Genomic DNA, 21347 nt, shown 5'->3' with positions numbered 1-21347 from the left:
CTCCCTGCCCCGCCCGCCCGTCCCCGTCGGGGATGACAACCGGAGTAACGGGGACGGACGGCCTGATATCAGAGTTCGTCGAGGAGGGCGGTGACCGAACCGTTCTCGAAGATCTCCCGGATTGCATGTGCGACAACTGGTGCGATGGAAAGGACCGTCACCTTGTCCACGCCCGATTCCGCCGCAGTTGGCAAGGTGTCGGTGAGTACGAAGCGGCTTACCTTCGAATTCTTCATCCGATCGACGGCAGGCCCGGAAAGGATGCCGTGAGTGGCGGCGACAATGACATCCTCTGCGCCGTTGTCATACAGTGCCTCAGCTGCCGCGCAAATCGTTCCCGCTGTGTCGACCATGTCGTCCACCAGAACGCATACCCTGCCATGGACATCACCGACGACCTCATGAACACTCACTTGGTTGGCGACGTCCTTGTCCCGCTTCTTGTGGACGATGGCCAGTGGTGCGCCAAGCCGGTCGCACCATCGATCTGCCACACGCACACGTCCGGCATCCGGGGAAACTATGGTCAGTTTGGCGTGATCGGTGAGTGTGGAGATGTGGTCCGCGAGGATCGGTAGGGCGAAGAGGTGATCAACCGGACCTCCGAAGAATCCCGCGATCTGGTCGGTGTGGAGGTCTACGGTGACGATTCGGTCCGCGCCGGCGGCCGTCAGCAAATCGGCGAGCAAGCGCGCCGAGATCGGCTCGCGGCCCTTGTGCTTCTTGTCCTGTCGCGCGTAGCCGTAAAAAGGAGCGATAACTGTGATGCTCCGGGCCGAGGCGCGCTTCAATGCATCGATCATGATCAACTGTTCCATGATCCATTTATTGATCGGCGCGGTATGCGACTGAATGACGAAGCAGTCCGCACCACGCACTGATTTCTCGAAGCGGATATACATCTCGCCGTTGGCGAAATCATGGGCCTTCGTCGGGACCAGCTCGATACCGAGTTCACGTGCTGTGCGCTCGGCGAATTCGGGATGGGCGCGCCCCGAGAAAAGCAGCAGCTTGGCATCGGAGTTCACGGCGTTGGCTGTCACTGGTCGAGGAACGTGTAGTCGGTGTAGCCGCGGTGATCGCCGCCGTAGAACGTGGCCTCGTCTGTCGCGTTGAATGGCGATCCTGCCTCGATCCGGGCAGGGAGGTCCGGATTTGCCAGGAACAGCGCACCCAAGGAAACTGCGTCCGCCAGGTCTTCTTCCAGCACGCTTCGTGCTGCCTCTGCTGAGGCGGGGAAGGAGTCCGGGGTCATGTGCGGATTGAGGATGAGGTTGCCCTCCCACGCCTGGCGGATGGCCTGCGTGACAGGGCGAGTGACGATCTCGCACACCTCAAGGAACGCGAGTTCGGGGAGCGCTGGGACCAGCGCCCCGTAGAGGCCTTCGGAGTCGCCCTCGGAGATGTCGTTGTAGGGGTTGGCCGGTGAAAGACGCATGCTCGTGCGCTCGTTGCCGATTGCGTTGACCACTGCCTCTGTGACCTCCAGAGTGAAGCGGATCCGGTTCGCGATCGGGCCACCGTAGGCGTCCGTGCGGTGGTTGGTGTTCTCGGCGAGGAACTGATGCAGCAGGAAGCCGTTGCCTGCGTGGATCTCCACGCCGTCGAACCCGGCTTCGATGGCGTTTCGGGCTGCGGATGCGAAGTCGGAGACGGTCTCCGCGATCTTGTCCGGCGTGAGTTCCCGCGGGGTGGGGTAGTCCAACGGGCCGCTGGGCGTGAAGCACTGACCTGCGGCCGCGATGGCTGAGGGAGCAACCGACTGATGGGCGCCCGCATACAGTGAGGGGTGACCGATTCGCCCGGCATGCATGAGCTGCGCGACGATGGCGCCACCGGCCGCGTGGACAGCGTCGGTGACGGTGCGCCAGGTCCTCACCTGCTCGGGGTGGTGCAGTCCCGGGGTGTTCATGAAGCCCTGTCCCACCGCGGAGGGCTGAATTCCTTCGGTGATGATGAGCCCGGCGGAGGCGCGCTGGGCGTAGTACTGGGCCATCAGCTCGGTTGCGCCGCCGCACGGCTTGGCGCGGTTGCGGGTCATCGGTGCCATCACCAGCCTGTTGTTCAGCTGGATCTTGCCGAACAGAGCCGAGTCGAAAAGGGAAGTCATGGGATCAGCCTTCAGAGGAGAGGTCGGTGGGATTTGCGCAGTACGGGTGAAGATCGAAAGCACACGATGGGCTGCTCAGGAGTGGGACGACTGATGCCGTGCGTAGGCCGCAGCCATGCGGCCTCCCACCTCGGCGGTAGAAATGAGGACCGCCATGTTGGCCTGCGCGGTACGACCGCCGGTGGCCCGATCGACCGCATGCATCAGGTATTTCGTCAGGCCCTGTCCCGATACACCGTCCTGCTCGGCCTGGGAGAGCGCGTTGGCGATCGCCGTCTCGGCTTCAGCGGAGTCGACGGCATCTTCAGGAAGGGGCGGCGCGGTCACGACGACGCCACCGGGATGTCCCGTGGCCCAGTGAGTGGCGACGACCTTGGCGATGACGTCTTCGTCGTCGATGCGATGCGGGGACTTGATACCGCTCGAAGCGCAGTAGAACGCCGGGAAGTCGTCCGAGCCGTAGGAGATCACCGGGACGCACTGGGTCTCCAGGTACTCCATGGTCAAGCCGAGGTCGAGGATCATTTTCGCGCCGGCACACACGACGGCCACCTTCGACCTGGTGAGCTGGATGAGGTCCGATGAGATGTCCATGGTGCTCTGCGCGCCCCGATGCACCCCACCCAGGCCGGCGGAGGCGAAGAAGGGGATTCCCGCAAGCTCGGCGGCCACCACGGAGGACGCCACTGTGGTCGCACCGAGTCCGCCGGTGGCCAAGATGACGGGCAGGTCCCGGCTGGAGACCTTGGGGATGCCCGGCGTGGAGGCGAACCGCTCGATGTCCTGCTCGCTCATCCCGACGCGGATCTCGCCGTCCTGGACGCAGAGGGTGGCCGGTACGGAGCCTCCCTTGCGGACAGCGGCCTCCACCTGGTGCGCAGTCTCCGCGTTGTGCGGGTACTTCAGGCCGTGGGTGATGACGTTCGACTCGAGAGCGACGACCGCACGCTGTTCGTGCAGAGCTTCGCGTACCTCTTCGCTGTAGAGGATCGGTATGGCCGTGCTCATGAGGTTCCTTCTGTCGGTATGGGGTCGGTGTAACTCGGCCGCTTCCACAACAGGTGGGGCTTGCCTTCAATCTCTGGGATATGAACACGCTTTTCCCAGAGGGACGGGTCAACGGATTCGACGGCAATGGACAGCGCGGCCGGTTGGCAGACGAAGACACGAGTGATCGTTTCCGTCAGCGAATTGATCAGGTCTTGCTTCTCCGTGGCGGAGAATGAGCGCGGCCAATGCTTGATGTTGACGTGCGGCATTACAACCTCCCTGGTCTTGAACGAGGTACGCAAAATCGTCTTCACGGCGTGGGATGGAAGCTGCTCAGGACCGATCCGTGCACGTGAAGCGCAGATGCTTGCTACTGGCCCATTACGGAGTGGACGGCGGAGAGGAGCTCCCCGAGGCCGTGCTCTTTGAGTACTCCGTAGTGGTCGCCGCGAAGGTCGATGATGGTGGGGTCGGCGGCCGAGTAGCCCACACTGTCCTCGATGAACGAGTAGTCGTCGCCCTGGGCCTTCAGGATGGTGACCGGAGCCTGGACCCGGCGCTCCCGCAGCTCGCGGAAGCTGTACTCGAATTCGTATGTCTGGGCGACGATCCCGGTGATACGGCGAGCCGTTTCTGCGTCCAGTTCGGGGAGTATTTCACAGATGAAGGAAACGAATGAAGCTTCATCTTTGGTCCTCTTGAGGCATTCCTTCAGGGCGGGGCCCTGGATGGCGCCGGCGAACACGGAGAAGAGGATTGTTACGTAGGCGGGGTTTTCGTAGGAGGACGAACGTCCCCACTGCTCACCGTCTTCCGTCCGCACCTGGGGGTTCCCGGGGCATATGAGAAGGAGGTTGTCGACCTTTTCGCCGAACTGTTCGAGCTGCCAGGCTGCTTCGAATGCGACGCGTGCGCCGAAGGAGTAGCCCCAGAGGGTGTACGGGCCGGAGGGCTGTACCCGCCGGATTTCGGAGACGTCGGCCATGGCCATTTCCTGGATCGTGCCGAAGGGCACTTCGCCGGGGTTGACTCCGTGGGCCTGGATGCCTCGGAACGGGCGCCCCAGCTCCGCGCCTCGCGCCAGCAGGCGGAGGTTCATGGGGGAGCCGCCCAGGCCGGGCCAGCAGAAGACGGGGCTGCCCTCGCCACCGTCGTACATGGGGACGAGACGTGAGGCCCTGGGCGGCGCACCGTTGTCAATCAGCGTTGCGAGGTCGGCCAGTTTCGGCGTTTCGAAGATGGTCTGGAGCGGGAGCGTGACACCGAACTCGCGCCGGACCTTGTTGATGAGTGCTACGGCATGGAGGGAGTTGCCGCCGGAAGCGAAGAACTCATCCTCTGTGGAGACCTCGTCGTAGGAGAGCATCCGCTTCCACTCCGCTGTCAGCCAGCGTTCGGTGGCCGTCGCGGGGGCCACATAGGGCGCTGACATGTGCGCGGCCGCTACTTCTGGAAGGTTTGTGGTGGCCTTGACGTCGATCTTTCCGTTGGCGGTCAGGGGCAGGTTGTTCACCACCAGGACGCGGGCCGGAACCATGTAGTCCGGGAGGAACCGGGCGAGGTCGTCCCTGATCATCTCGGCCGGCCCTTTGGTGTGCACGGCGTCCTCGTTCATACCTTCGTGGTCGCTCTGCCCGGCGCTGATGGGGCCGCCGATGAAGAAGTAGGAGGCAGGGGCGACGGGAAGTCCGGCGGAGGTGACAAGGTCGTCCAGGCGCTGTGCGGTCGGGAGGGGGTTTCCGGTCTTTGAGGAGTAGCCGGAGGACATCAGGCCTATGCCCGGGTAACGCTGCAGGTGGTGCAGCCTGGCACCGAGGACGATGTGGTGCAGCCACGGCTCCGGGGCGCGAGACACTGCGCTGATGCCGAACGAGGATCGGTCGTAGACGCCTTGGTTGATGGCAATGACGTGCCGCTTCTCGACGACCCCCGCAGTGATCGGCTCGAGGGCGCCGGCGCGGTGGCGGAACAGGCCGGGAGCCAGTCCGTCCAAGGCGTCGTTGTGCGGCTGCACGAACAGCTCTACGTGATCGGGCCGGGGCCGGTCGTGGTTTTCCGTAATGGCGAAGGTTCCCAGGTAATGGTCGTCTTCGTGGACGTCCAACCGATCCCGCACCGACGGGTCGAATCCGGTCGGCTCAATCGTCAGACCGTGAGCGGGCAGGATCGCCTCGAACGAGCCGACCATGTGGCCGGCCTCGAACTCCAGCACTTCCAGGATGTTGTTCTTGTACACCGGCTCGATGGCTCGTCGCTTGCCCAGGAAATGAACGTGGAGGGTTCCCTCCGGAAGGTGGGCTGCCGCGTCTCCCACCCGTATCAGGGTGTGGTCGATCGGGTGGTGGTAGTACACGCCCGACAGACCGAACAAGCCGTTGATTTCGAGGTAGAGCTGCGTTGCGTACAGGGCGCCGGGAGACGCGTAGTTGTACTTGGGCAGTAGGCGCTCGTCGCTGCGGAAGGGACCGAACCACCGCAGGATCTCACCCAGCTCTCCCAGTGGAAGTTCCGTGAGGGGCTGGGAGTGGGTGAACGTCCGCACCGGAGCCAGCAGCTCGTGCAGGCCTTCCAGTGTCAGAGGTTCGCCGTCGTAGGTCCGGTAGGTCTTGCGGGCGAACGCGGCCCGTCGCTGCGTGTGCGTCGCTGCCTTCCCGGGCAGCGCTACGGCAGGACGCGCGGCGAGCTGCTGTGCGTTGCGGAGCCCAGGATTGGACAGCTGGGCTTTGACCTGCACCTTCGATGCCTTGGACTGATGGTGAGCTGCGTCGGCGCGCCCTTGGTCCATCACCGCGGCGGTGCGTTCGTTCAGCTCTATGGCAGCCACCAGAGCCTTGCCGCCGGTGCGAGGGTCGTCCGTGACGAGCGACGCGGCGCGCCTCACCCAGGTGTGCATCTCGATGCGGGAGGACACTTCCTCGAGCTCGATCCGGTATCCACGGAGCTTGACCTGATTGTCCACGCGACCGCTGAACTGGATGGTGCCGTCGGGGTTCCACTGGCAGAGGTCGCCTGTGCGGTAGAGCCGCTCCGTCGGGTTGAACGGTGAGGAGATGAAGCGTTGTGCCGTCTGTTCGGGCAGTCCGATGTATCCGCGGGCGACCTGGATCCCTCCGATGAACAGTTCGCCGGTCTCTCCGATATCGACGGGTTGCTTGTTTTCGTCGAGGATGTAGCACGTCACGTTGTCGGCGGGCACACCGACAGAGACGATGCCGGTATCACTGTCGTCCAGGGTGTCCGGATCGATCCAGTGTGAAGTGGCGTTGATCGCTGTTTCCGTCGGGCCGTACAGGTTGACCACCGACAGGTTCGGCAGCGCCGCGAACAGATCCCTGGCGAGGCCCTGGGTGAGGGCCTCGCCTCCGGAGAAGACCCGGGTCAGCGAGGAGCACGAATCGAAGAGATCGGTGTCGACGAGGGCTCGCAGCAGGGTGGGCACTCCCTGGAGGGCGGTCACCCGGTGCTCGCGAATCGTCGCGACGATGGCCTCGGGGTCCCGGAAGATCCCGGGGCTTCCCATGACGACGCGGGCGCCGGCGGCGGGGGCGAGGATCTCCCACTGGGCGGCATCGAAGCTCATGGGTGTCTTCTGCAGGATCGAGACGTCCGGGCCGAGGTGTCCGCAGTTCATCAGCCACTGCATCTGGGAAACGATGCTGTGCTGTTCGATCATGACGCCCTTGGGCTTACCGGTGCTGCCCGAGGTGTAGATGACGTAGGCAAGGTGTCGGCCGGAGCCGGGCAAGAGCACGGACGGCCCACTGCGGGCATCGTTCTCGGTCAGGACGGTGGTCCCTGCCGGGGCCAGGCGCAGAACGCGTTCCCGCAAGTGCTCCTGTGTGACGATCACCTGAATACCCGAGTCCTCGACCATGTACCGCAGACGGTCTTCGGGGTACTCGGGTGACAGCGGGAGGTAGGCGGCGCCGGCGGCGAGGATGCCCCACGCGCCCGTCATCAATTCCACGGATGGTTCGGTGTACAGACCGACGCACGTATCGGCGGTGACCCCCAGGCGGGCCAGGTGCGAACCGAGCAAGCCCGCTGTGTCGGTCAACTCCTTGAAGGTGAGGTCACCGCCGGTGTGGGTCACGGCGATGGCCTCTGGTCTCAGCCGTGCCTGCCGGCCGAGAAGGGTGTGCAGCGAAGCGCGTGCCGAAGCGCGCTGAACGGATCCAGTAATTGGTGCATGTGTGCTCATAAAGGTGTTGCCCCCCGGTATTGATGTGAACGGTGCTCAGGTCGTGACGCCCTCTGCGACGGGTGCCTGAGTCGGTGTCTTCGAGCGTGGCTGCGCGATCACCACTGCTCCGATGACGGCGATCGCACCCACGAATTGCAGTGGACGCAGGGTCTGGTCGAGGAAGAAGTATCCGAGAACTGTCGCGCACAGCGGTGAGGCGAACGACAGGAATGAGGCGGCAAGCGCGGGCAGGCGCGCCAGACCGTTGAACCACACGACGTAGGCGATCAGCGCACCGATGATGCTCAAGTAGGCGAACCCGCCGATATTGGACCAGGACAGGTGCGTCGGGAGCGACTCGGTGGCGAGCATGACCGGCAGCAACGCGATTCCGCCCACCGTGAGTTGCCAGCCCGTGAAGGTCAGCAGGGATACACCTTCGGGCCGGCCCCATCGTTTGGTCAGGACGATGCCGCCCCCCATGGACAGGGCCCCGAGGATTCCTGCCAGCACGCCGATGCCGTCCAGCCCGGCGTGCGGCTGAAGAACCAGCAGTGCCACCCCCACGGCGGCGAGCACGCAGGAACCGACGTGGATCGGCTTGACCTTGTCCTTGAGCAGGAGAGAGCCCAGCAGAAGAACGATCATGGGCTGGATCGACATGACCAGAGCAGCGACCCCGCCCGGCAGGTGGTAGGCGGCCAGGAAGAGGAAGTAGAAGAAGGCACCGATGTTCAGGATGCCGAGGACGACCGCCCGGCCCCACCAGATCCCCCGGGGCAGCACGCGAGTCGCCAGCAGCAGGATCAGCCCGGCAGGAAGCGCACGCATCACGGAGGCGAGCAACGGGCGGTCGGGCGGCAGGAACTCAGTGGTGATCAGATAGGTCGAGCCCCATACAGCAGGGGCAAGAGCGGTAAGAGCGGACGTCGTCGCCAGGCGATGGTCGGTCACTTCTTTGCTCCGGAATCCGTGGTACCGAAGAACCGGTCGCCGAAGTCACCGATCCCCGGGACCATGAACGCGTGCTCGTTCAGCCGGTCCTCGACGGCGCTGGTGACGATCCGCACGCGGGGTCGTTCATCTGCGACCCGGCGCAGCCCTTCCGGGGACGACAGGAAGTTGACCATGATGATGCGGTCCTCGGCGACGCCCGACTCCCGCAGGACGTCGATGGCCGCGAGCGCGGACCCGGCGGTGGCCAGCATCGGCTCCAGCAGCAGCACATGCCGTTCGGCGACGTCGTCCGGCAGGTGCTTGTAGTACAGCCGCGGAAGCTTGGTCTCCTTGTCACGCTGGATGAGGATCTTGCCGACCCGGATGCCGGGGTGCACATCGCGCAGCTCCCCCTCCATGGCCTCACCGGCGCGGATGACAGGCACAGCGCAGAGCTTGGAAGCGAACTCCAGCCCGTAGTAGGTCGTACCGAGGGGCGTGGTGACTTCCTTTTTGGTGAAGGGCAAGAGGTCCATCCCGGCTTCCAGTAGGAGGCGGATGACGCGCCGGGAGTAGAACACGAAGTCCTCGCGTGAGCAGGCCTTGTCCCGGATCACTGTGTGCATGGCGCGGAGCTGATCGGTCTGAGGCAGTAGGTGAACGTTGTGGCCTGTGGTCACTGGGAACTCTCCTGAAGACGGGACGACTCGAAAGAACGGGGACCCGAGTGGGGCAGCCGGTTCCCGGGCGCCCCACTCGGATGCGAGGTCAGCCGATCTCGTCGAAGGCGCGACGCGCTTCGGCGATGAAGACGGAGACCTTCTCGCGGTCCTTGCGTCCGTCCGAACCCTCGAGTCCTGTGTGGGCGTCGACGGCTGCGGGCTTCACTGCGCGGATCGCCGCACCGACGTTCTCCGGGTTCAGACCGCCGGCCATCATGAGCGGCTTCGGGGAACGGCGGACCAGTTCGGCCGAGACACTCCAGTCGTGGGTGAGACCGGTAGCTCCCTTGGCTCCGGTCTTCGGGTCGAACGTGTCGGTGATGTACATGTCGACGTACGGGTGGGTGTCATCGACGAGCTTCAGCAGCTCATCGATGTTGCCCTCCTTGACCACGAGAGACTTCAGTACGAAAAGGTCCGGGCGCAGGGCCTTCAGCTTCTTGAGCTCCTCGGTTGCCACGTCTCCATGGAGCTGAACGGCGACGACGCCCAGGTCGTCGCAGAACCGGCTGACCTCTTCAGCCTCGGTCAGGTAGCTGATCAGAACGCCGGCATGCGGTGACTGCAGCCCCTTGATGATGGATGTGGCGTCCGACTCGGAGATGTCATCCTTGCCGGAGGGCAGGCGCAGCGCGAAGCCGATCCAGTCCGCTCCCGCTCGGATGACCATGTCGGCCTCGGCGGCGTCGATGATGCCGGCTACCTGGACGAGCTTGTTCACGGTGGTCATGAAAACGTTCCCCTGTTAGTTGTTGGTGCGCATGCCTACGGACAGACGGAGCAGACCGTGTCTGTCCGTAGGGTCATTGATGGGTCTGGTCTGGTTCGGACAGAACGCGGCCGTAAGTGCGGGTGGCGCGCCGTCGGCGCTATGAGGGCACAGCAACGGGCACGATGAGCGCAGTGACGGTGATCAGCGGCCGTAGGTCTCGCTGAAACAGGTCAGGGCGCGGTCCCGGCGCCCCGGGTGCACACGCTCCTCGGCCGGGTAGCCCAACGGCATGAGTAGCGCGATGTGCAGGTCGTCGCGGTCGGCAATGCCGATCGCCGCTTTGACTGCATCCTCGTCCCAGCCGTTCATCGGGCTGGTGACCAGGCCGGCTGCGGCAGCTGCGATCATGAGAAACGACGCGACGATCATTGCGTCCTTGATCGCATACTCGCGCGCCAGGCCGCGGGCCTGGAGGTCCTCCTGGAAGAGCCTCGCGTTCACGGGTGAAGCGGCTGCGAACTGCTCCGACCACGCACCGCTGCGACGAGCCGCATCCCAGACGTCCCCACGATCTTCCCCGGCAGCTGCGGACTCCGCCACGAACACCAGCATCACCGGGGCCTCTTGAGGATGCGGCTGCCCCCCGGTGGCGTCGGTGAGCGCCTTCAGTCCCCGCTCATTGGCAACCGTGACGATCGAGCGGCCCTGAAGATTGAAGCTCGACGGTGCCTCCAGCGCCAGATCGGTCACCTCGTGGAGGAGGGAGGCAGGAACCGGGTCCGGCCGGTAGTGCCGCACGCTTCGGCGTGCACGGATGACGTCCGCCACGGCGGAAGGAGCTGCCACTGCGATACCCACGAGGTGAACCTTTCGTGATGGAACTATCTGACGTCAAGAAGCTATGTCTGGGACTATGCTGGTGTCAAACAATTACTGCAAGTAACGAAAAGAGCAGGTGACACCATGCGCGATTCGGTCGACCACTTCCTGGACCAGTGGGCCGCCCAGCGTTCCGACCTGGACCTTGAGGCCATGGGTGCGGTAGCCCGGCTCCTGCGGCTCTCCCGGCTCGTCAATGTTCAGGTGGGCCAGTACTTCGCCGAACACTCCATGGAGACCTGGGAGTTCGACGTCCTCGCCACGCTGCGCCGCAGCGGCCGGCCACTCACCCCCAAGGAGCTCGCGGCCAGCGTCATGATCAGTTCCGCCGCCCTCACCAACCGGGTGGACCGCCTGGATGAGAGCGGCTACGTCACCCGTCAAGCCGTACCCCACGACCGACGCAGCCTCCACATCGCTCTCACCGACAAAGGGCGTGAACTCATCGACAAGACCGTCGAGGGACACGTCCGCAACCAGCGGAAGATCATCTCCAGCCTCAACGGCAGCGACTGCGACGAACTCAACCGGGTCCTGCGGACCCTGCTCGTCTCCCTCGGGGATACACGCTGAATCCTGACGCACCCCACAAATGTGATCGAGTCGGGGCGACGGGGGGTCTCGCTCGCGATGGTGGTCAACTCCGCCCTGGTGCCGCCGGGGCGCGCTGCTCGCCGGGGTGTCCCTCGGGGACGGCGGGGGCGCTACGTGTGGGTGACCGGCGCGGGGCCGGGCCCTGCGGGGTGTCGCCAGGCCTGAGGCCGGCCGGCGCCCCGCGCGGTCGTTGCTCAGCCCCGCCCGTCGTCGAACGCGGGGACGCCGGTGAAGGCGATGGCCTGTGCTGCCGCAGTGAGTGAGTCCTGCAGCTGAGAGCGCAGGCCGGAGAGGGCCCTCGGTCCGGGCTGTCGCCCCCACCGCTCCATGGCCGAGTGGAACGCGGCGACGAGCAGGTCCTGGGCCGGGCGCGGACCCAGGTCATCCGGGTCGCTCAGATCGAGCCCGGTGCAGAGCGTCCGCCACGTCTCATTGCTGATGCGGTCGCAGAAGCTGAGGCAGTGCGCGGTGATGGAGGGAGAGGTCTCGGCGATCCGCAGGCCGGCAGAAAGCCGTCATCGTGTCGTCGTTCGGAGACTCCAAGGTGCTGCGGGTGGTCGACCGGGCCAAACTCGACCCCGGTCCGGGCCAGGTCCTGATCCAGGTCGAGGCCGCAGGGGTCGGCTACGTCGACGTCATGGCCCGCAAGGGCGACTACCAGTCGTTCTCCGAGCCCGGCTTCGTCCCCGGCGTCGAGGTGGCAGGCGCCGTCGCCGCTGCCGGTGAGTCAGTGGACGAGCGCTGGATCGGCAGGCGGGTCTTCGTGCTGACCGAAAGCGGCGCGTACGCCGAATCGGCCGTCCCCGACCTCCGCGACCTCGTGCGCACACCGGAAGGTGTCAGTGCCGCGAACGCACTGGTCGCGAGCCTGGGCCTGAAGAGGGCGCACATCGAGGAAGGTGAACGGGTGCTGGTCAGGGGCGCTGGTGGTGGCATCGGGCTGATGGCGGTGCAACTGGCCGCACTGACCGGGGGAGTGGGCACCGCGATCACTTCCTCGCCCGAACGTGGGGATCGCCTCCGAGGCCTCGGAGCGACGTATGTCCAGGACCGAGGTGCAGCACCCAGGGCCTGCGCCGTCCTGGTCGTCCTGTATGCGCGGGCGGGGCGCAAAAGACCGCACCCGGTCCGTATGGACGCCGTGGTCGGCGGCCTGCGGGCCGGGTGCGGAGAGGTAGGCGATACGGCTCCCGTCAGGTCGGGGGCCGGAAGGCCTGGCCGTGGATCAGGCCTTCTTGGTCTCCCAGAAGATCTTGTCGATCTGGGCAATCAGGTCCAGAGCCTTCTGGCCGGTCGCCGGGTCGTTCGAGCCCTTGGCCGCGGAGAGCGCCTTCAGGGTGTCGTTGACCAGCTGGTGCAGCTCCGGGAACTTCTCGAAGTGCGGCGGCTTGAAGTAGTCGCTCCAGAGCACCGAGACGTGGTGCTTCGCGAGCTCGGCGCGCTGTTCCTTGATCAGGATCGCGCGAGTGCGGAAGTCCGCGTCCTCGTTGGCCTGGTACTTCTCCTGGACGGCCTTGACGGACTCCGCCTCGATGCGGGCCTGGGCCGGGTCGTACACGCCGCAGGGGAGGTCGCAGTGGGCGCTGACCTTCACCTTGGGGGCAAACAGGCGGGAAAGCATGGAGCTGTCCTTCCTCGTGATCGTCTTCTCAGGTGGGACATTACTCCGTGAGAGGCGCGAAATAGTGGGTGCCCCCATGGGCTTAGGCCAAAAGTCCAGGGTGAGGATGGGACCAGTGGCCGAATGTACGGGACGCTGTGGTGGACGGTGTACTGGACGGACGGGGAGGTGCCGGAGAGATGCGGGAGGTGCCGGAGTTGCCGGAGCTGACCGATGAACAGCCCGAGCGGGGGCTGGCTGCACGGGTTCCGTTCCAGGTGGTGGAGGTGACGGGGCCCTCGATGGTGCCCACACTCCACCACGGGGACTGGCTGCTCGTGCAGTACGGGGCGCAGGTGCGCCCCGGTGACGTGGTGATCCTGAGACATCCGTTCCAGCAGGATCTGCTGGTGGTCAAACGGGCCGTGGAGCGGCGGACCGGCGGCTGGTGGGTGCTCGGCGACAACCGGTTCGCGGGCGGTGACAGCACGGACTACGGGACGGTCCCCGAGGAGCTCGTGCTGGCCAGGGTCAGGGCGCGTTACCGGCCGCTGACGAAGGATCAGCGCTCGCTGCGCGGGGTGGCGGGCTGGGCGGTCTCCGCGCTGCGGCCGGTCTCGGCGGCGCGCTCCGTCTCCAGGCGTTTGCGGGCCCGGTAGGCGGCGACGTTGGCCCGGGTCGCGCAGCGGTCCGAGCAGTAGCGGCGGGAGCGGTTGGTCGAGGTGTCGAGGTAGGCGTTGCGGCACGGCGCCGCCTCGCACAGGCCGAGCCGGTCCACGCCGTACGAGGTGAGGTGGAAGGCGAGGCCCATCGCCGCCGTCGCGGCGTAGCCCGCCGTGGCGTTGGACGGATGGTCGGCCAGGTGCATGTGCCAGTCCGGCTTTCCGTCCTCGTCCCGGAAGTCGTGGCCGGAGATCTGCGGGCTGACCGGGAACTCCAGCAGCAGCGAGTTGAGCAGGTCCACGGCCAACGTCTCGTTGCCGCTGTCGGCCGCCTCGAAGACCGAGCGGAGCCGGGCCCGGACGGACCGGAAGCGGGTCACGTCCGCATCGGTCGCCCGGCGGGCGGCCTGTCCATTGACACCGAAGAGCTCGCGCACCGCGTCGACCGAGGTGAGGGCGTCCTTGTTGCGGGCCGGCTCCTCGGTGTTGACCAGGCGCACGGCGTAGTCCGAGTAATAGGCCAGTTCCACTTGTAGTCCTTACGGCGTCGGTCTAGGGTCGGTGCTGCGATGATGTAATGGGCTGTCTTGGGTCCAGGGTATTACATTCATGACAGAGGAGGGTTCCGGATGACGGAGACAGTACGGGGCGCCGACTGGCGGGCCTGGCAGGACAGCTGGGACCGCCAGCAGGAGTGGTACATGGCCGACCGCGAGGAGCGCTTCCGCGTGATGCTCGACATGGTCGAGGCCTTCGTGGGCCCCGAACCACGGGTGCTCGACCTCGCGTGCGGTACGGGAAGTATCACGGACCGGCTGCTCCGGCGGTTCCCGAAGGCCACCAGCACCGGAGTCGACCTCGACCCCGCGCTGCTCGCCATCGCCCGCGGCACCTTCGCCGGCGACGAGCGCGTCACCTTCGTCACCGCGGATCTCAAGGACCCGCAGTGGACGGCGCGGCTGCCCCGCGACTCGTACGACGCGGTCCTCACCGCCACGGCCCTGCACTGGCTGCACAGCGAGCCGCTCACCGCCCTCTACGGGCAGATCGCCGGCCTCGTCAGGGACGGCGGGGTGTTCATGAACGCCGATCACATGATCGATACGGACACCCCCCGGATCAACGCCGCCGAAGGCGCGCACCGGCACGCCGCCATGGACGGGGCCAAGGCGGCCGGCGCGCTGGACTGGGCGGACTGGTGGGCGCTGGCCGCGAAGGATCCGGTGCTGGCCGGCCCGACCGCCGAACGGTACGAGATCTACGGCGAGCACGCCGACGGTGACATGCCGTCCGCGCGCTGGCACGCGGACACCCTGCGCGCGGCGGGGTTCGGCGAGGCACGGTCCGTCTGGGCCTCCCCCTCGTACGGTGGCTACAGCACCTTGGACAGGAACGACTTCGTCCGGTCGTGCCGCGGGTTGGCCAGCACCTCGCGCGGGTGGCCCGACTCGACCACCACGCCGTCGTCCATGAAGACCAGTGCGTCGCCGACTTCACGCGCGAAGCCCATCTCGTGGGTCACGACGATCATCGTCATACCGTCCTCGGCGAGGCCGCGCATGACGTCCAGGACGTCGCCCACGAGCTCCGGGTCGAGCGCCGAGGTGGGCTCGTCGAAGAGCATCAGCTTCGGCTCCATGGCCAGCGCGCGGGCGATGGCCACCCGCTGCTGCTGTCCGCCGGAGAGCTGCGAGGGGTAGTTGTTCGCCTTGTCGGACAGGCCGACCCGGTCCAGGAGCCGCTCGGCCTTCGCGCGGGCTACGGCCTTCGACTCGCCCTTCACCTGCATCGGGGCTTCCATGACGTTCCCCAGTGCAGTCATGTGCGGGAACAGGTTGAAGCGCTGGAAGACCATGCCGATGTCCCGGCGCTGCGCCGCGACTTCACTGTCCTTCAGCTCGTACAGCTTGTCGCCCTTCTGCCGGTAGCCCACCAGCCGGCCGTCGACGGAGAGCCGACCGCTGTTGATCTGCTCCAAGTGGTTGATGCACCGCAGGAACGTGGACTTGCCCGAGCCGGAGGGGCCGACCAGGCAGAACACCTCGCGGGGGGCGACCTCCAGGTCGATGCCCTTGAGGATGTGCGCGGCGCCGAAGGACTTGTGGACGCCCTCGGCCTTCACCATGGCGGTCATGTCACACCCTCCTGGGGCTGGTGAGGGAGCGCATATTCATCTTGACCTTCTGCCACGGCGTCAGCGGCAGCTGCCGCAACGACCCGCGGGCGTAGTACCGCTCGACGTAGTACTGCCCGATGCTGAAGACGCTGGTCAGAGCCAGGTACCAGACGGAAGCGACCAGCAGCATCTCCATGACCGCGAACGACGTGGCGCCGATGTTCGTGGCGGCCCGCGTCACGTCCGTGTACTGCACGACGGATACCAGGGACGAGGTCTTGAGCAGGTTGATGAACTCGTTCCCGGTCGGCGGCACGATCACCCGCATCGCCTGCGGAAGCACGATCCTGCGCATGGTCTTGCCGGTGGACATTCCCAGCGCGTGCGAGGCCTCGGTCTGTCCCTCGTCGACCGACTGGATCCCGGACCGGACGATTTCCGCCATGTAGGCGCCCTCGTTCAGACCGAGGCCCAAGAGGGCGACGGCGAACGGGGTCATGACGTCGACCATCTCGTCCTTGTAGAACCCGATGTTCAGGATCGGGAAGATCAGGGCGAGGTTGAACCACAACAGCAGCTGCACATAGACCGGAGTGCCGCGGAAGAGCCAGATGTAGAGCCAGGCGACCGCACCGGTCACCGGGTTCTTCGAGAGCCGCATCACCGCGAACACGACGCCCAGCACCAGGCCGATGATCATCGACAGCACGCTGATGATCACCGTGTTGACGGCGCCCTTGACGATCCTGTCGTCGAGGAGGAAGTCCCCGACCGTGCCCCACTCGACGTCGCCCTGGGAGAACGAGTAGCCGAGCATGCCGAGCACGCACACCACGATCACACCTGAGACCCACCGGCCCCAGTGCAGGATCGGAATGGCCTTGATCTGGGGCGGGGGGGCGGAGGCGCCCTTGGAGACCACCGAGGGTGTGGGTGGCTCACCGGCGGGCGTTTTGTCGAACTTGTCAGTCACGGCGACTGCCCTTCACTGAAACGCTTGAGGCGGGAACGCCGTGACCTACTTGCCGGCGTTGATGGCTGCCTCGGTGACGGCGCTGTCCTTGACGTCCCACTTCTCCAGAACCTTCGCGTAGTCGCCGTTCTTGATGATCGCGGCGACCGCTTCCTTCAGCGCGTCCCGCAGCTGCGTGTTGTCCTTGTCGACGGCGATACCGAAGGGCCCGGCATCGGTCTGGTCGCCCGCGACCTCGAAGGTCTTGCCGCCCCCCGCCGTCTTGGCGATGTGCGCGGCGACCGGGTAGTCGTTGAGGTCGGCGACCGCCCCGCCGATCTTCACGCGGTTCTGGGCCTCGGCGTCGGTGTCGAAGGGCTCGATGGACAGCTTCTTGCTGCCGCACTTCTTGGCCTGGGCCTTGAAGGTGTCCTCGTAGATCGTGCCGCGCTGGACGGCGACGGTCCGTCCGCACAGGTCGTCCAGCGAGGTGATCTTCTCCGGGTTGCCCTTCTTGACCAGGAGCGAGACGCCGGAGGTGAAGTAGTCGACGAAGTCGACGCCCTTGCCGACCTTCTTGCCCTTGTCGTCGAGACCCTCCTGGCGGGCCTTGGTGTCGCTCATGGCGGACATGACGACGTCCTGGCGACCGGTGTTCAGCGAGGAGATGAGGCCGTCGAAGGTGCCGCTGGTGAACTCGAACTTCACGCCGAGCTCCTTGCCCAGGGCGGCGGCGATGTCGGGGTCGATGCCGACGATCTTGCCGTTCTCCTCGTACTCCATCGGAGCGTAGGTGCCGTCCGTGCCCACCTTGATGACACGTGCGTCCTGGTACTTCTTCGGAAGCTTGTCGAAGAGCGGGGCGGTGGACGACTTGGTGTTTTCGCTCTTCTCGGTGCCCGAGTCCGAGTTCGTCTGGTCGCCACAGGCGGTCAGCAGCATGGTGCCGGCGACCGCGATGGCGCCGACCGCTGCAATCCGGGACTTCGCGGTCGTACGACGTGTCGTGCTTGCGGCCATGATCGGGTTCCTCCGGCAGATGACGGGTGGTGTTGCCAGGCGGTTTGGCACACGGCGTCGGGTGTCGCCGCCTTGTGCGATTACGGCATCTTGCCATTCGGACCAGCGCAATCAGGGGGCCGGTCATGTCAAAATCGGGTAACGGGCGATCCCCGAACCTCGCGAGGCCGGTACCGCAGGCCGGACCTTCTGTGGGGTTTCTCTTCCGTCGCCGCAGAATCTGCGGCGCGTCTCAGCCAATGGACGTCAATTCGCCGCGTGGCGGACTTGTCCAGATATTCGGCTATGAGTCACGTCACCGCGTCGGTATGGACTCGTCCGTGACCCGGTCCGTCCGGTATGAAAGACGTTTACACCCCTCATCCGGGGCTCAGGGCGCGTGTGCGGCGCGCCCGCGCGTACGTACCTCCCCCCTGCCGGGGCGGGCCAATCGCCCAGCGCAGGGGACGTACGCGGTGCCCGCCCACCCCTCCTCAACCAGGAGTGGCCACCCTCAAACGATGAAGACTTAAGGGGTCAACACCATGGCAGCGGAGATTGTCAATCCTCGCAGCGACAGCAGCACAGGCAGCACGACCGACGAGCCGTTCGATCCGGCCTTCGCTCTCCACCGGGGCGGGAAGATGGCCGTGCAGGCCACCGTCCCGATCCTGAACAAGGACGACCTGTCCCTCGCCTACACGCCCGGTGTGGCGAAGGTGTGCAGCGCGATTGCGGACAATCCCGAACTCGTCCACGACTACACCTGGAAGTCTCAGGTCGTCGCCGTCGTGACGGACGGCACCGCGGTGCTGGGGCTCGGCGACATCGGGCCCGAGGCCTCCCTCCCGGTGATGGAGGGCAAGGCGATCCTGTTCAAGCAGTTCGGCGGCGTCGACGCGGTGCCGATCGCGCTAGCGACCACCGATGCGGACGAGATCGTCGAGACCGTCGTCCGGCTCGCCCCGTCGTTCGGCGGTGTGAACCTGGAGGACATCTCGGCCCCGCGTTGCTTCGAGATCGAGCGCAAGCTCCAGGAGCGGCTCGACATCCCGGTCTTCCACGACGACCAGCACGGCACCGCCGTGGTCACGCTCGCCGCGCTGCGCAACGCCGCGAAGCTGTCCGGGCGCAGCCTCGGCGAGCTGCGCGCCGTCATCTCCGGCGCCGGTGCCGCCGGTGTCGCCATCGCCAAGTTCCTGCTGGAGGCGGGGCTCGGTGACGTCGCCGTCGCCGACCGCAAGGGCATCGTCAGCCGGGACCGCGAGGACCTCACGGAGGTCAAGCGGGAGCTGGCCGCGCTCACGAACAAGGCCGGTATCTCCGGATCGCTGGAGACCGCGCTGGCCGGTGCGGACGTCTTCATCGGCGTCTCCGGCGGTACGGTCCCGGAGCCGGCCGTCGCCTCGATGGCACCCGGTGCGTTCGTCTTCGCCATGGCGAACCCGAACCCCGAGGTGCACCCGGACATCGCGCACAAGTACGCGGCCGTCGTGGCGACCGGGCGGTCGGACTACCCGAACCAGATCAACAACGTGCTGGCGTTCCCCGGCATCTTCGCGGGTGCGCTCCAGGTGCGGGCGTCCCGGATCACCGAGGGCATGAAGATCGCCGCGGCGAACGCGCTGGCGGACGTGGTGGGCGACGAGCTGGCCGCGGACTACGTGATCCCGTCGCCGTTCGACGAGCGGGTGGCCCCGGCGGTCACGGCGGCCGTGGCCGCGGCGGCGCGGGCGGAGGGTGTGGCCCGGCGCTGAGGTCTTGAGGGGGTCGGGGGGCGCCGCTCTTTTCGGGGGCGCTGCCCCCGGGCCCCTGCTCCTCAATCGCCGGAGGGGCTGGGTTTCGCCCGCCCGGAGTTGATTTCGCATACCTGGACTTGATGTTGTCTGTCGCAGGGGCGGCCATGGCCTGCGAAAATTCAGCCCCGCCGGCGTTTGAGGCACGGGGTCCGGGGCGGAGCCCCGGGAGGGGCCCGTCACGCGCGGTGCGTGTCACACCCGCAGCCGGTTACGCCGGGCCGGGCGCCGTCCTATCGTCGGGGCCATGTTCGCCGCCTACGCATACCGCCTCGACCGCGACCACCCCCTCAACGGCCTTGAGCTGGGCGAACGCCCCGCTCCCGGCGCGCGCCCGGGCTGGACCACCGTCAACGTCCGGGCCGCCTCCCTCAATCACCACGACCTCTGGTCGCTCCGCGGTGTCGGCATCACCGAGGACAAGCTGCCGATGATTCTCGGCTGCGACGCCGCCGGGACCGACCAGGACGGCAACGAGGTCGTCCTGCACTCTGTCATCGGCCAGACCGGACACGGAGTCGGGCCGGACGAGCCCCGCTCCATCCTCACCGAGCGCCATCAAGGCACCTTCGCCGAGCAGGTCACCGTCCCCAGCTGGAACGTGCTGCCCAAGCCGAAGGAGCTCACCTTCGAGCAGGCGGCCTGTCTGCCGACCGCCTGGCTGACCGCGTACCGCATGCTCTTCACCAACGCCGGTGTGCGGCCGGGCGACTCCGTGCTCGTGCAGGGCGCCGGCGGCGGAGTCGCGACCGCCGCGATCGTGCTCGGCCGGGCCGCCGGACTGCGGATCTACGCCACCAGCCGCGACGAGGCCAGGCGCAGGCGGGCCGTCGAGCTCGGCGCCGTCGAGGCCTACGAGCCGGGCGCACGGCTGCCCCACCGGGTCGACGCCGTCATCGAGACGGTCGGCGCCGCCACCTGGTCGCACTCCGTCAAGTCCCTGCGCCCCGGCGGCACGCTGGTCATCTCCGGCGCCACCAGCGGTGACCGCCCCTCACACGCCGAGCTGACCCGGATCTTCTTCCTGGAGCTGAGGATCGTCGGCTCGACCATGGGGTCCAAGGATGAGCTGGAGGACCTGCTGGCGTTCTGCGCGACCACCGGTGTGCGGCCGGTCATCGACGAGGTACTGCCGCTGGACCAGGCCCGTGAGGGGTTCGAACGGCTCGCCTCGGGCGACCAGTTCGGGAAGATCGTGCTGACCGTCAACCAGGGCTGAACCGTCAACCGGGGCCGAGATGTCAACCGGGGTTGACGGCAGTCGGGTGTCAATGTAAGTTGACGTCATGACCGAAGCAACGGATCTCGCCGCTCGTGCCGGCGACCGCGACCCCCGGGTGGGGCTGCGGTCGGTCGCAGCGCTGCGGCGGCTGCTGGAGCAGCTCGAAGCCGTACAAGTCAGAAGCGCCCGTGTCCAGGGCTGGTCGTGGCAGGAGATCGCGGCCGAACTGGGCGTCAGCCGGCAGGCCGTGCACAAGAAGTACGGGAGGCATTGATGTTCGAGCGATTCACCAAGGGCGCCCGGGCCACCGTGACCGGCGCCGTGACCCATGCCGAACGGACCGGGGCCGGATCGGTCACCGAGGAGCATCTCCTGCTCGCACTGCTGGACCAGGAGGGCAGCCGGGCATCGTTCGCCGTAGCGGCGCTCGGCCTCGTGGACCACCGGGCATCGGTGGAGGCCGCGCTCGCCGACGCGCGCAGGCGCGGCGGCATGACGAAGGCCGATACCGAGGCCCTCGCGGGCATCGGCATCGATCTCACCGCGATCGTCGGCCGCATCGAAGAGGCGCACGGCGAAGGGGCCCTGGAAGGCGTGCGCAAGGGCCGGCGCCGGTGGACGGGAAACCCGCCGTTCAGCCGGGAGGCCAAGGCGATCCTGGAGAAGTCACTGCGGATCGCGGTCGGCCGCGGCGACCGGTTCATCGGCGAGGAGCACCTTCTGCTGGCCCTCACCGCCAACTCGGGCGTCGTCGCCGACGTCCTGGCCGAGCGCGGCGCGACCTACGCGGCCGTCGAGCGCGCGCTGTACGGGGACGGCGGCGCCCAGCAGGACCGGAAGGCCGGCTGAAACGGCGGGCGGCCCGGGGGAGTGC

At 66.7% G+C, this 21347-nt stretch carries 20 protein-coding genes and 2 pseudogenes; 8 read left to right on the top strand and 14 right to left on the bottom strand.

Annotation, left to right across the window (positions count from 1 at the left end; translation table 11 throughout):
* Positions 1–68: 68 nt before the first annotated feature.
* The 9 genes from ACFVW8_RS31630 to ACFVW8_RS31590 all read right to left on the bottom strand — a co-directional run bounded on the left by ACFVW8_RS31630 (position 69) and on the right by ACFVW8_RS31590 (position 10511).
* Positions 69–1043, bottom strand: a complete 975-nt coding sequence (locus tag ACFVW8_RS31630) for a ribose-phosphate diphosphokinase (RefSeq protein WP_389696074.1) — start codon at positions 1041–1043, stop codon at positions 69–71.
* Positions 1040–2110, bottom strand: coding sequence for an alkene reductase (locus ACFVW8_RS31625; protein ID WP_389696078.1), 1071 nt, complete (start codon positions 2108–2110; stop codon positions 1040–1042). Before ACFVW8_RS31625 ends, ACFVW8_RS31630 begins: the two co-directional genes overlap by 4 nt.
* 75 nt (positions 2111–2185) lie before the next feature.
* Positions 2186–3118, bottom strand: coding sequence for a pseudouridine-5'-phosphate glycosidase (locus tag ACFVW8_RS31620; RefSeq protein ID WP_389696072.1), 933 nt, complete (start codon positions 3116–3118; stop codon positions 2186–2188).
* The gene (locus tag ACFVW8_RS31615; RefSeq protein ID WP_389696070.1) at positions 3115–3414 is read right to left on the bottom strand and encodes a hypothetical protein; all 300 of its coding nucleotides are present in this window, start codon (positions 3412–3414) and stop codon (positions 3115–3117) included. The genes ACFVW8_RS31620 and ACFVW8_RS31615 overlap by 4 nt, the downstream gene beginning before the upstream one ends.
* 56 nt (positions 3415–3470) lie before the next feature.
* Positions 3471–7301, bottom strand: a complete 3831-nt coding sequence (locus ACFVW8_RS31610) for an amino acid adenylation domain-containing protein (protein ID WP_389696068.1) — start codon at positions 7299–7301, stop codon at positions 3471–3473.
* A gap of 36 nt (positions 7302–7337) precedes the next feature.
* Positions 7338–8237: an EamA family transporter gene (locus ACFVW8_RS31605; RefSeq protein ID WP_389696066.1), complete on the bottom strand. Its 900-nt coding sequence runs from the start codon at positions 8235–8237 to the stop codon at positions 7338–7340.
* On the bottom strand, positions 8234–8899 hold the full coding sequence (upp, locus tag ACFVW8_RS31600; protein ID WP_389696064.1) for a uracil phosphoribosyltransferase: 666 nt from the start codon (positions 8897–8899) through the stop codon (positions 8234–8236). The genes ACFVW8_RS31605 and upp overlap by 4 nt, the downstream gene beginning before the upstream one ends.
* An 88-nt stretch (positions 8900–8987) precedes the next feature.
* Positions 8988–9671: a phosphoribosylanthranilate isomerase gene (locus tag ACFVW8_RS31595; RefSeq protein ID WP_389696062.1), complete on the bottom strand. Its 684-nt coding sequence runs from the start codon at positions 9669–9671 to the stop codon at positions 8988–8990.
* Positions 9672–9854: 183 nt separating this feature from the next.
* On the bottom strand, positions 9855–10511 hold the full coding sequence (locus ACFVW8_RS31590; RefSeq protein WP_389696060.1) for a nitroreductase family protein: 657 nt from the start codon (positions 10509–10511) through the stop codon (positions 9855–9857).
* A 105-nt stretch (positions 10512–10616) separates the two neighbouring features.
* Between ACFVW8_RS31590 and ACFVW8_RS31585 the strand changes: the two genes are divergently transcribed.
* Both ACFVW8_RS31585 and ACFVW8_RS31580 read left to right on the top strand, forming a co-directional pair.
* Complete coding sequence (locus ACFVW8_RS31585) at positions 10617–11105, top strand: MarR family winged helix-turn-helix transcriptional regulator (RefSeq protein ID WP_389696058.1); 489 nt, start codon at positions 10617–10619, stop codon at positions 11103–11105.
* 541 nt (positions 11106–11646) lie between these two features.
* Positions 11647–11880, top strand: a pseudogene (locus ACFVW8_RS31580) (alcohol dehydrogenase catalytic domain-containing protein); the annotation flags it as partial.
* Between the two features lie 471 nt (positions 11881–12351).
* On the opposite strand, the gene sodN reads toward ACFVW8_RS31580, so the two are convergent.
* A complete protein-coding gene (gene sodN / locus ACFVW8_RS31575; protein WP_123461603.1) occupies positions 12352–12747 on the bottom strand; it encodes a superoxide dismutase, Ni in 396 nt (131 codons plus the stop codon).
* Between the two features lie 179 nt (positions 12748–12926).
* Here sodN and sodX point away from each other — a divergent pair, with 179 nt between their 5' ends.
* Positions 12927–13385, top strand: coding sequence for a nickel-type superoxide dismutase maturation protease (gene sodX, locus ACFVW8_RS31570; RefSeq protein WP_389696056.1), 459 nt, complete (start codon positions 12927–12929; stop codon positions 13383–13385).
* On the opposite strand, the gene ACFVW8_RS31565 is transcribed toward sodX, so the two are convergent.
* The gene (locus ACFVW8_RS31565) at positions 13289–13918 is read right to left on the bottom strand and encodes a CGNR zinc finger domain-containing protein (protein WP_389696054.1); all 630 of its coding nucleotides are present in this window, start codon (positions 13916–13918) and stop codon (positions 13289–13291) included. The genes sodX and ACFVW8_RS31565 overlap by 97 nt on opposite strands.
* A gap of 99 nt (positions 13919–14017) precedes the next feature.
* On the opposite strand from ACFVW8_RS31565, the pseudogene ACFVW8_RS31560 reads away from it, so the two are divergent.
* Positions 14018–14752, top strand: a pseudogene (locus tag ACFVW8_RS31560) (class I SAM-dependent methyltransferase); the annotation flags it as partial.
* Between the two features lie 8 nt (positions 14753–14760).
* Here the strand turns inward: ACFVW8_RS31560 and ACFVW8_RS31555 are convergent.
* From ACFVW8_RS31555 to ACFVW8_RS31545, 3 genes are read right to left on the bottom strand one after another with little or no spacing between them, the layout of a single operon-like run.
* Positions 14761–15513, bottom strand: coding sequence for an amino acid ABC transporter ATP-binding protein (locus ACFVW8_RS31555; protein ID WP_389696076.1), 753 nt, complete (start codon positions 15511–15513; stop codon positions 14761–14763).
* 10 nt (positions 15514–15523) lie between these two features.
* Positions 15524–16477, bottom strand: a complete 954-nt coding sequence (locus tag ACFVW8_RS31550; protein WP_389696052.1) for an amino acid ABC transporter permease — start codon at positions 16475–16477, stop codon at positions 15524–15526.
* A gap of 45 nt (positions 16478–16522) precedes the next feature.
* Positions 16523–17476, bottom strand: coding sequence for an ABC transporter substrate-binding protein (locus ACFVW8_RS31545; protein WP_389696050.1), 954 nt, complete (start codon positions 17474–17476; stop codon positions 16523–16525).
* Positions 17477–18000: 524 nt separating this feature from the next.
* Between ACFVW8_RS31545 and ACFVW8_RS31540 the strand changes: the two genes are divergently transcribed.
* The 4 genes from ACFVW8_RS31540 (at position 18001) to ACFVW8_RS31525 (ending at position 21322) form a co-directional block, all read left to right on the top strand.
* A complete protein-coding gene (locus ACFVW8_RS31540) occupies positions 18001–19212 on the top strand; it encodes an NADP-dependent malic enzyme (RefSeq protein ID WP_389696048.1) in 1212 nt (403 codons plus the stop codon).
* Positions 19213–19498: 286 nt separating this feature from the next.
* Positions 19499–20470 carry a zinc-binding dehydrogenase gene (locus ACFVW8_RS31535; protein WP_389696046.1) on the top strand — a complete coding sequence of 324 codons (972 nt, stop codon included), beginning with the start codon at positions 19499–19501 and terminating at the stop codon, positions 20468–20470.
* Between the two features lie 67 nt (positions 20471–20537).
* Positions 20538–20747, top strand: coding sequence for a sigma factor-like helix-turn-helix DNA-binding protein (locus tag ACFVW8_RS31530; RefSeq protein ID WP_123461611.1), 210 nt, complete (start codon positions 20538–20540; stop codon positions 20745–20747).
* On the top strand, positions 20747–21322 hold the full coding sequence (locus tag ACFVW8_RS31525; protein WP_389696044.1) for a Clp protease N-terminal domain-containing protein: 576 nt from the start codon (positions 20747–20749) through the stop codon (positions 21320–21322). The genes ACFVW8_RS31530 and ACFVW8_RS31525 overlap by 1 nt, the downstream gene beginning before the upstream one ends.
* The last annotated feature ends 25 nt before the right edge of the window (positions 21323–21347 follow it).

This window comes from Streptomyces sp. NPDC058221 (assembly GCF_042882365.1).
In the GTDB taxonomy this organism is placed as follows: domain Bacteria; phylum Actinomycetota; class Actinomycetes; order Streptomycetales; family Streptomycetaceae; genus Streptomyces.
Note: the sequence above shows the minus strand (reverse complement) of the source record. Positions and strands in the feature narration are given on the sequence as shown.

Coding starts and splice junctions, on each gene's coding strand:
- ACFVW8_RS31625 (WP_389696078.1), bottom strand. CDS start 2,110: ATGACTTCCCTTTTCGACTCGGCTCTGTTCGGCAAGATCCAGCTGAAC.
- ACFVW8_RS31620 (WP_389696072.1), bottom strand. CDS start 3,118: ATGAGCACGGCCATACCGATCCTCTACAGCGAAGAGGTACGCGAAGCT.
- ACFVW8_RS31610 (WP_389696068.1), bottom strand. CDS start 7,301: ATGAGCACACATGCACCAATTACTGGATCCGTTCAGCGCGCTTCGGCA.
- ACFVW8_RS31595 (WP_389696062.1), bottom strand. CDS start 9,671: ATGACCACCGTGAACAAGCTCGTCCAGGTAGCCGGCATCATCGACGCC.
- ACFVW8_RS31585 (WP_389696058.1), top strand. CDS start 10,617: ATGCGCGATTCGGTCGACCACTTCCTGGACCAGTGGGCCGCCCAGCGT.
- sodN (WP_123461603.1), bottom strand. CDS start 12,747: ATGCTTTCCCGCCTGTTTGCCCCCAAGGTGAAGGTCAGCGCCCACTGC.
- sodX (WP_389696056.1), top strand. CDS start 12,927: ATGCGGGAGGTGCCGGAGTTGCCGGAGCTGACCGATGAACAGCCCGAG.
- ACFVW8_RS31555 (WP_389696076.1), bottom strand. CDS start 15,513: ATGGTGAAGGCCGAGGGCGTCCACAAGTCCTTCGGCGCCGCGCACATC.
- ACFVW8_RS31545 (WP_389696050.1), bottom strand. CDS start 17,476: ATGGCCGCAAGCACGACACGTCGTACGACCGCGAAGTCCCGGATTGCA.
- ACFVW8_RS31540 (WP_389696048.1), top strand. CDS start 18,001: ATGGCAGCGGAGATTGTCAATCCTCGCAGCGACAGCAGCACAGGCAGC.
- ACFVW8_RS31535 (WP_389696046.1), top strand. CDS start 19,499: ATGTTCGCCGCCTACGCATACCGCCTCGACCGCGACCACCCCCTCAAC.
- ACFVW8_RS31530 (WP_123461611.1), top strand. CDS start 20,538: ATGACCGAAGCAACGGATCTCGCCGCTCGTGCCGGCGACCGCGACCCC.
- ACFVW8_RS31525 (WP_389696044.1), top strand. CDS start 20,747: ATGTTCGAGCGATTCACCAAGGGCGCCCGGGCCACCGTGACCGGCGCC.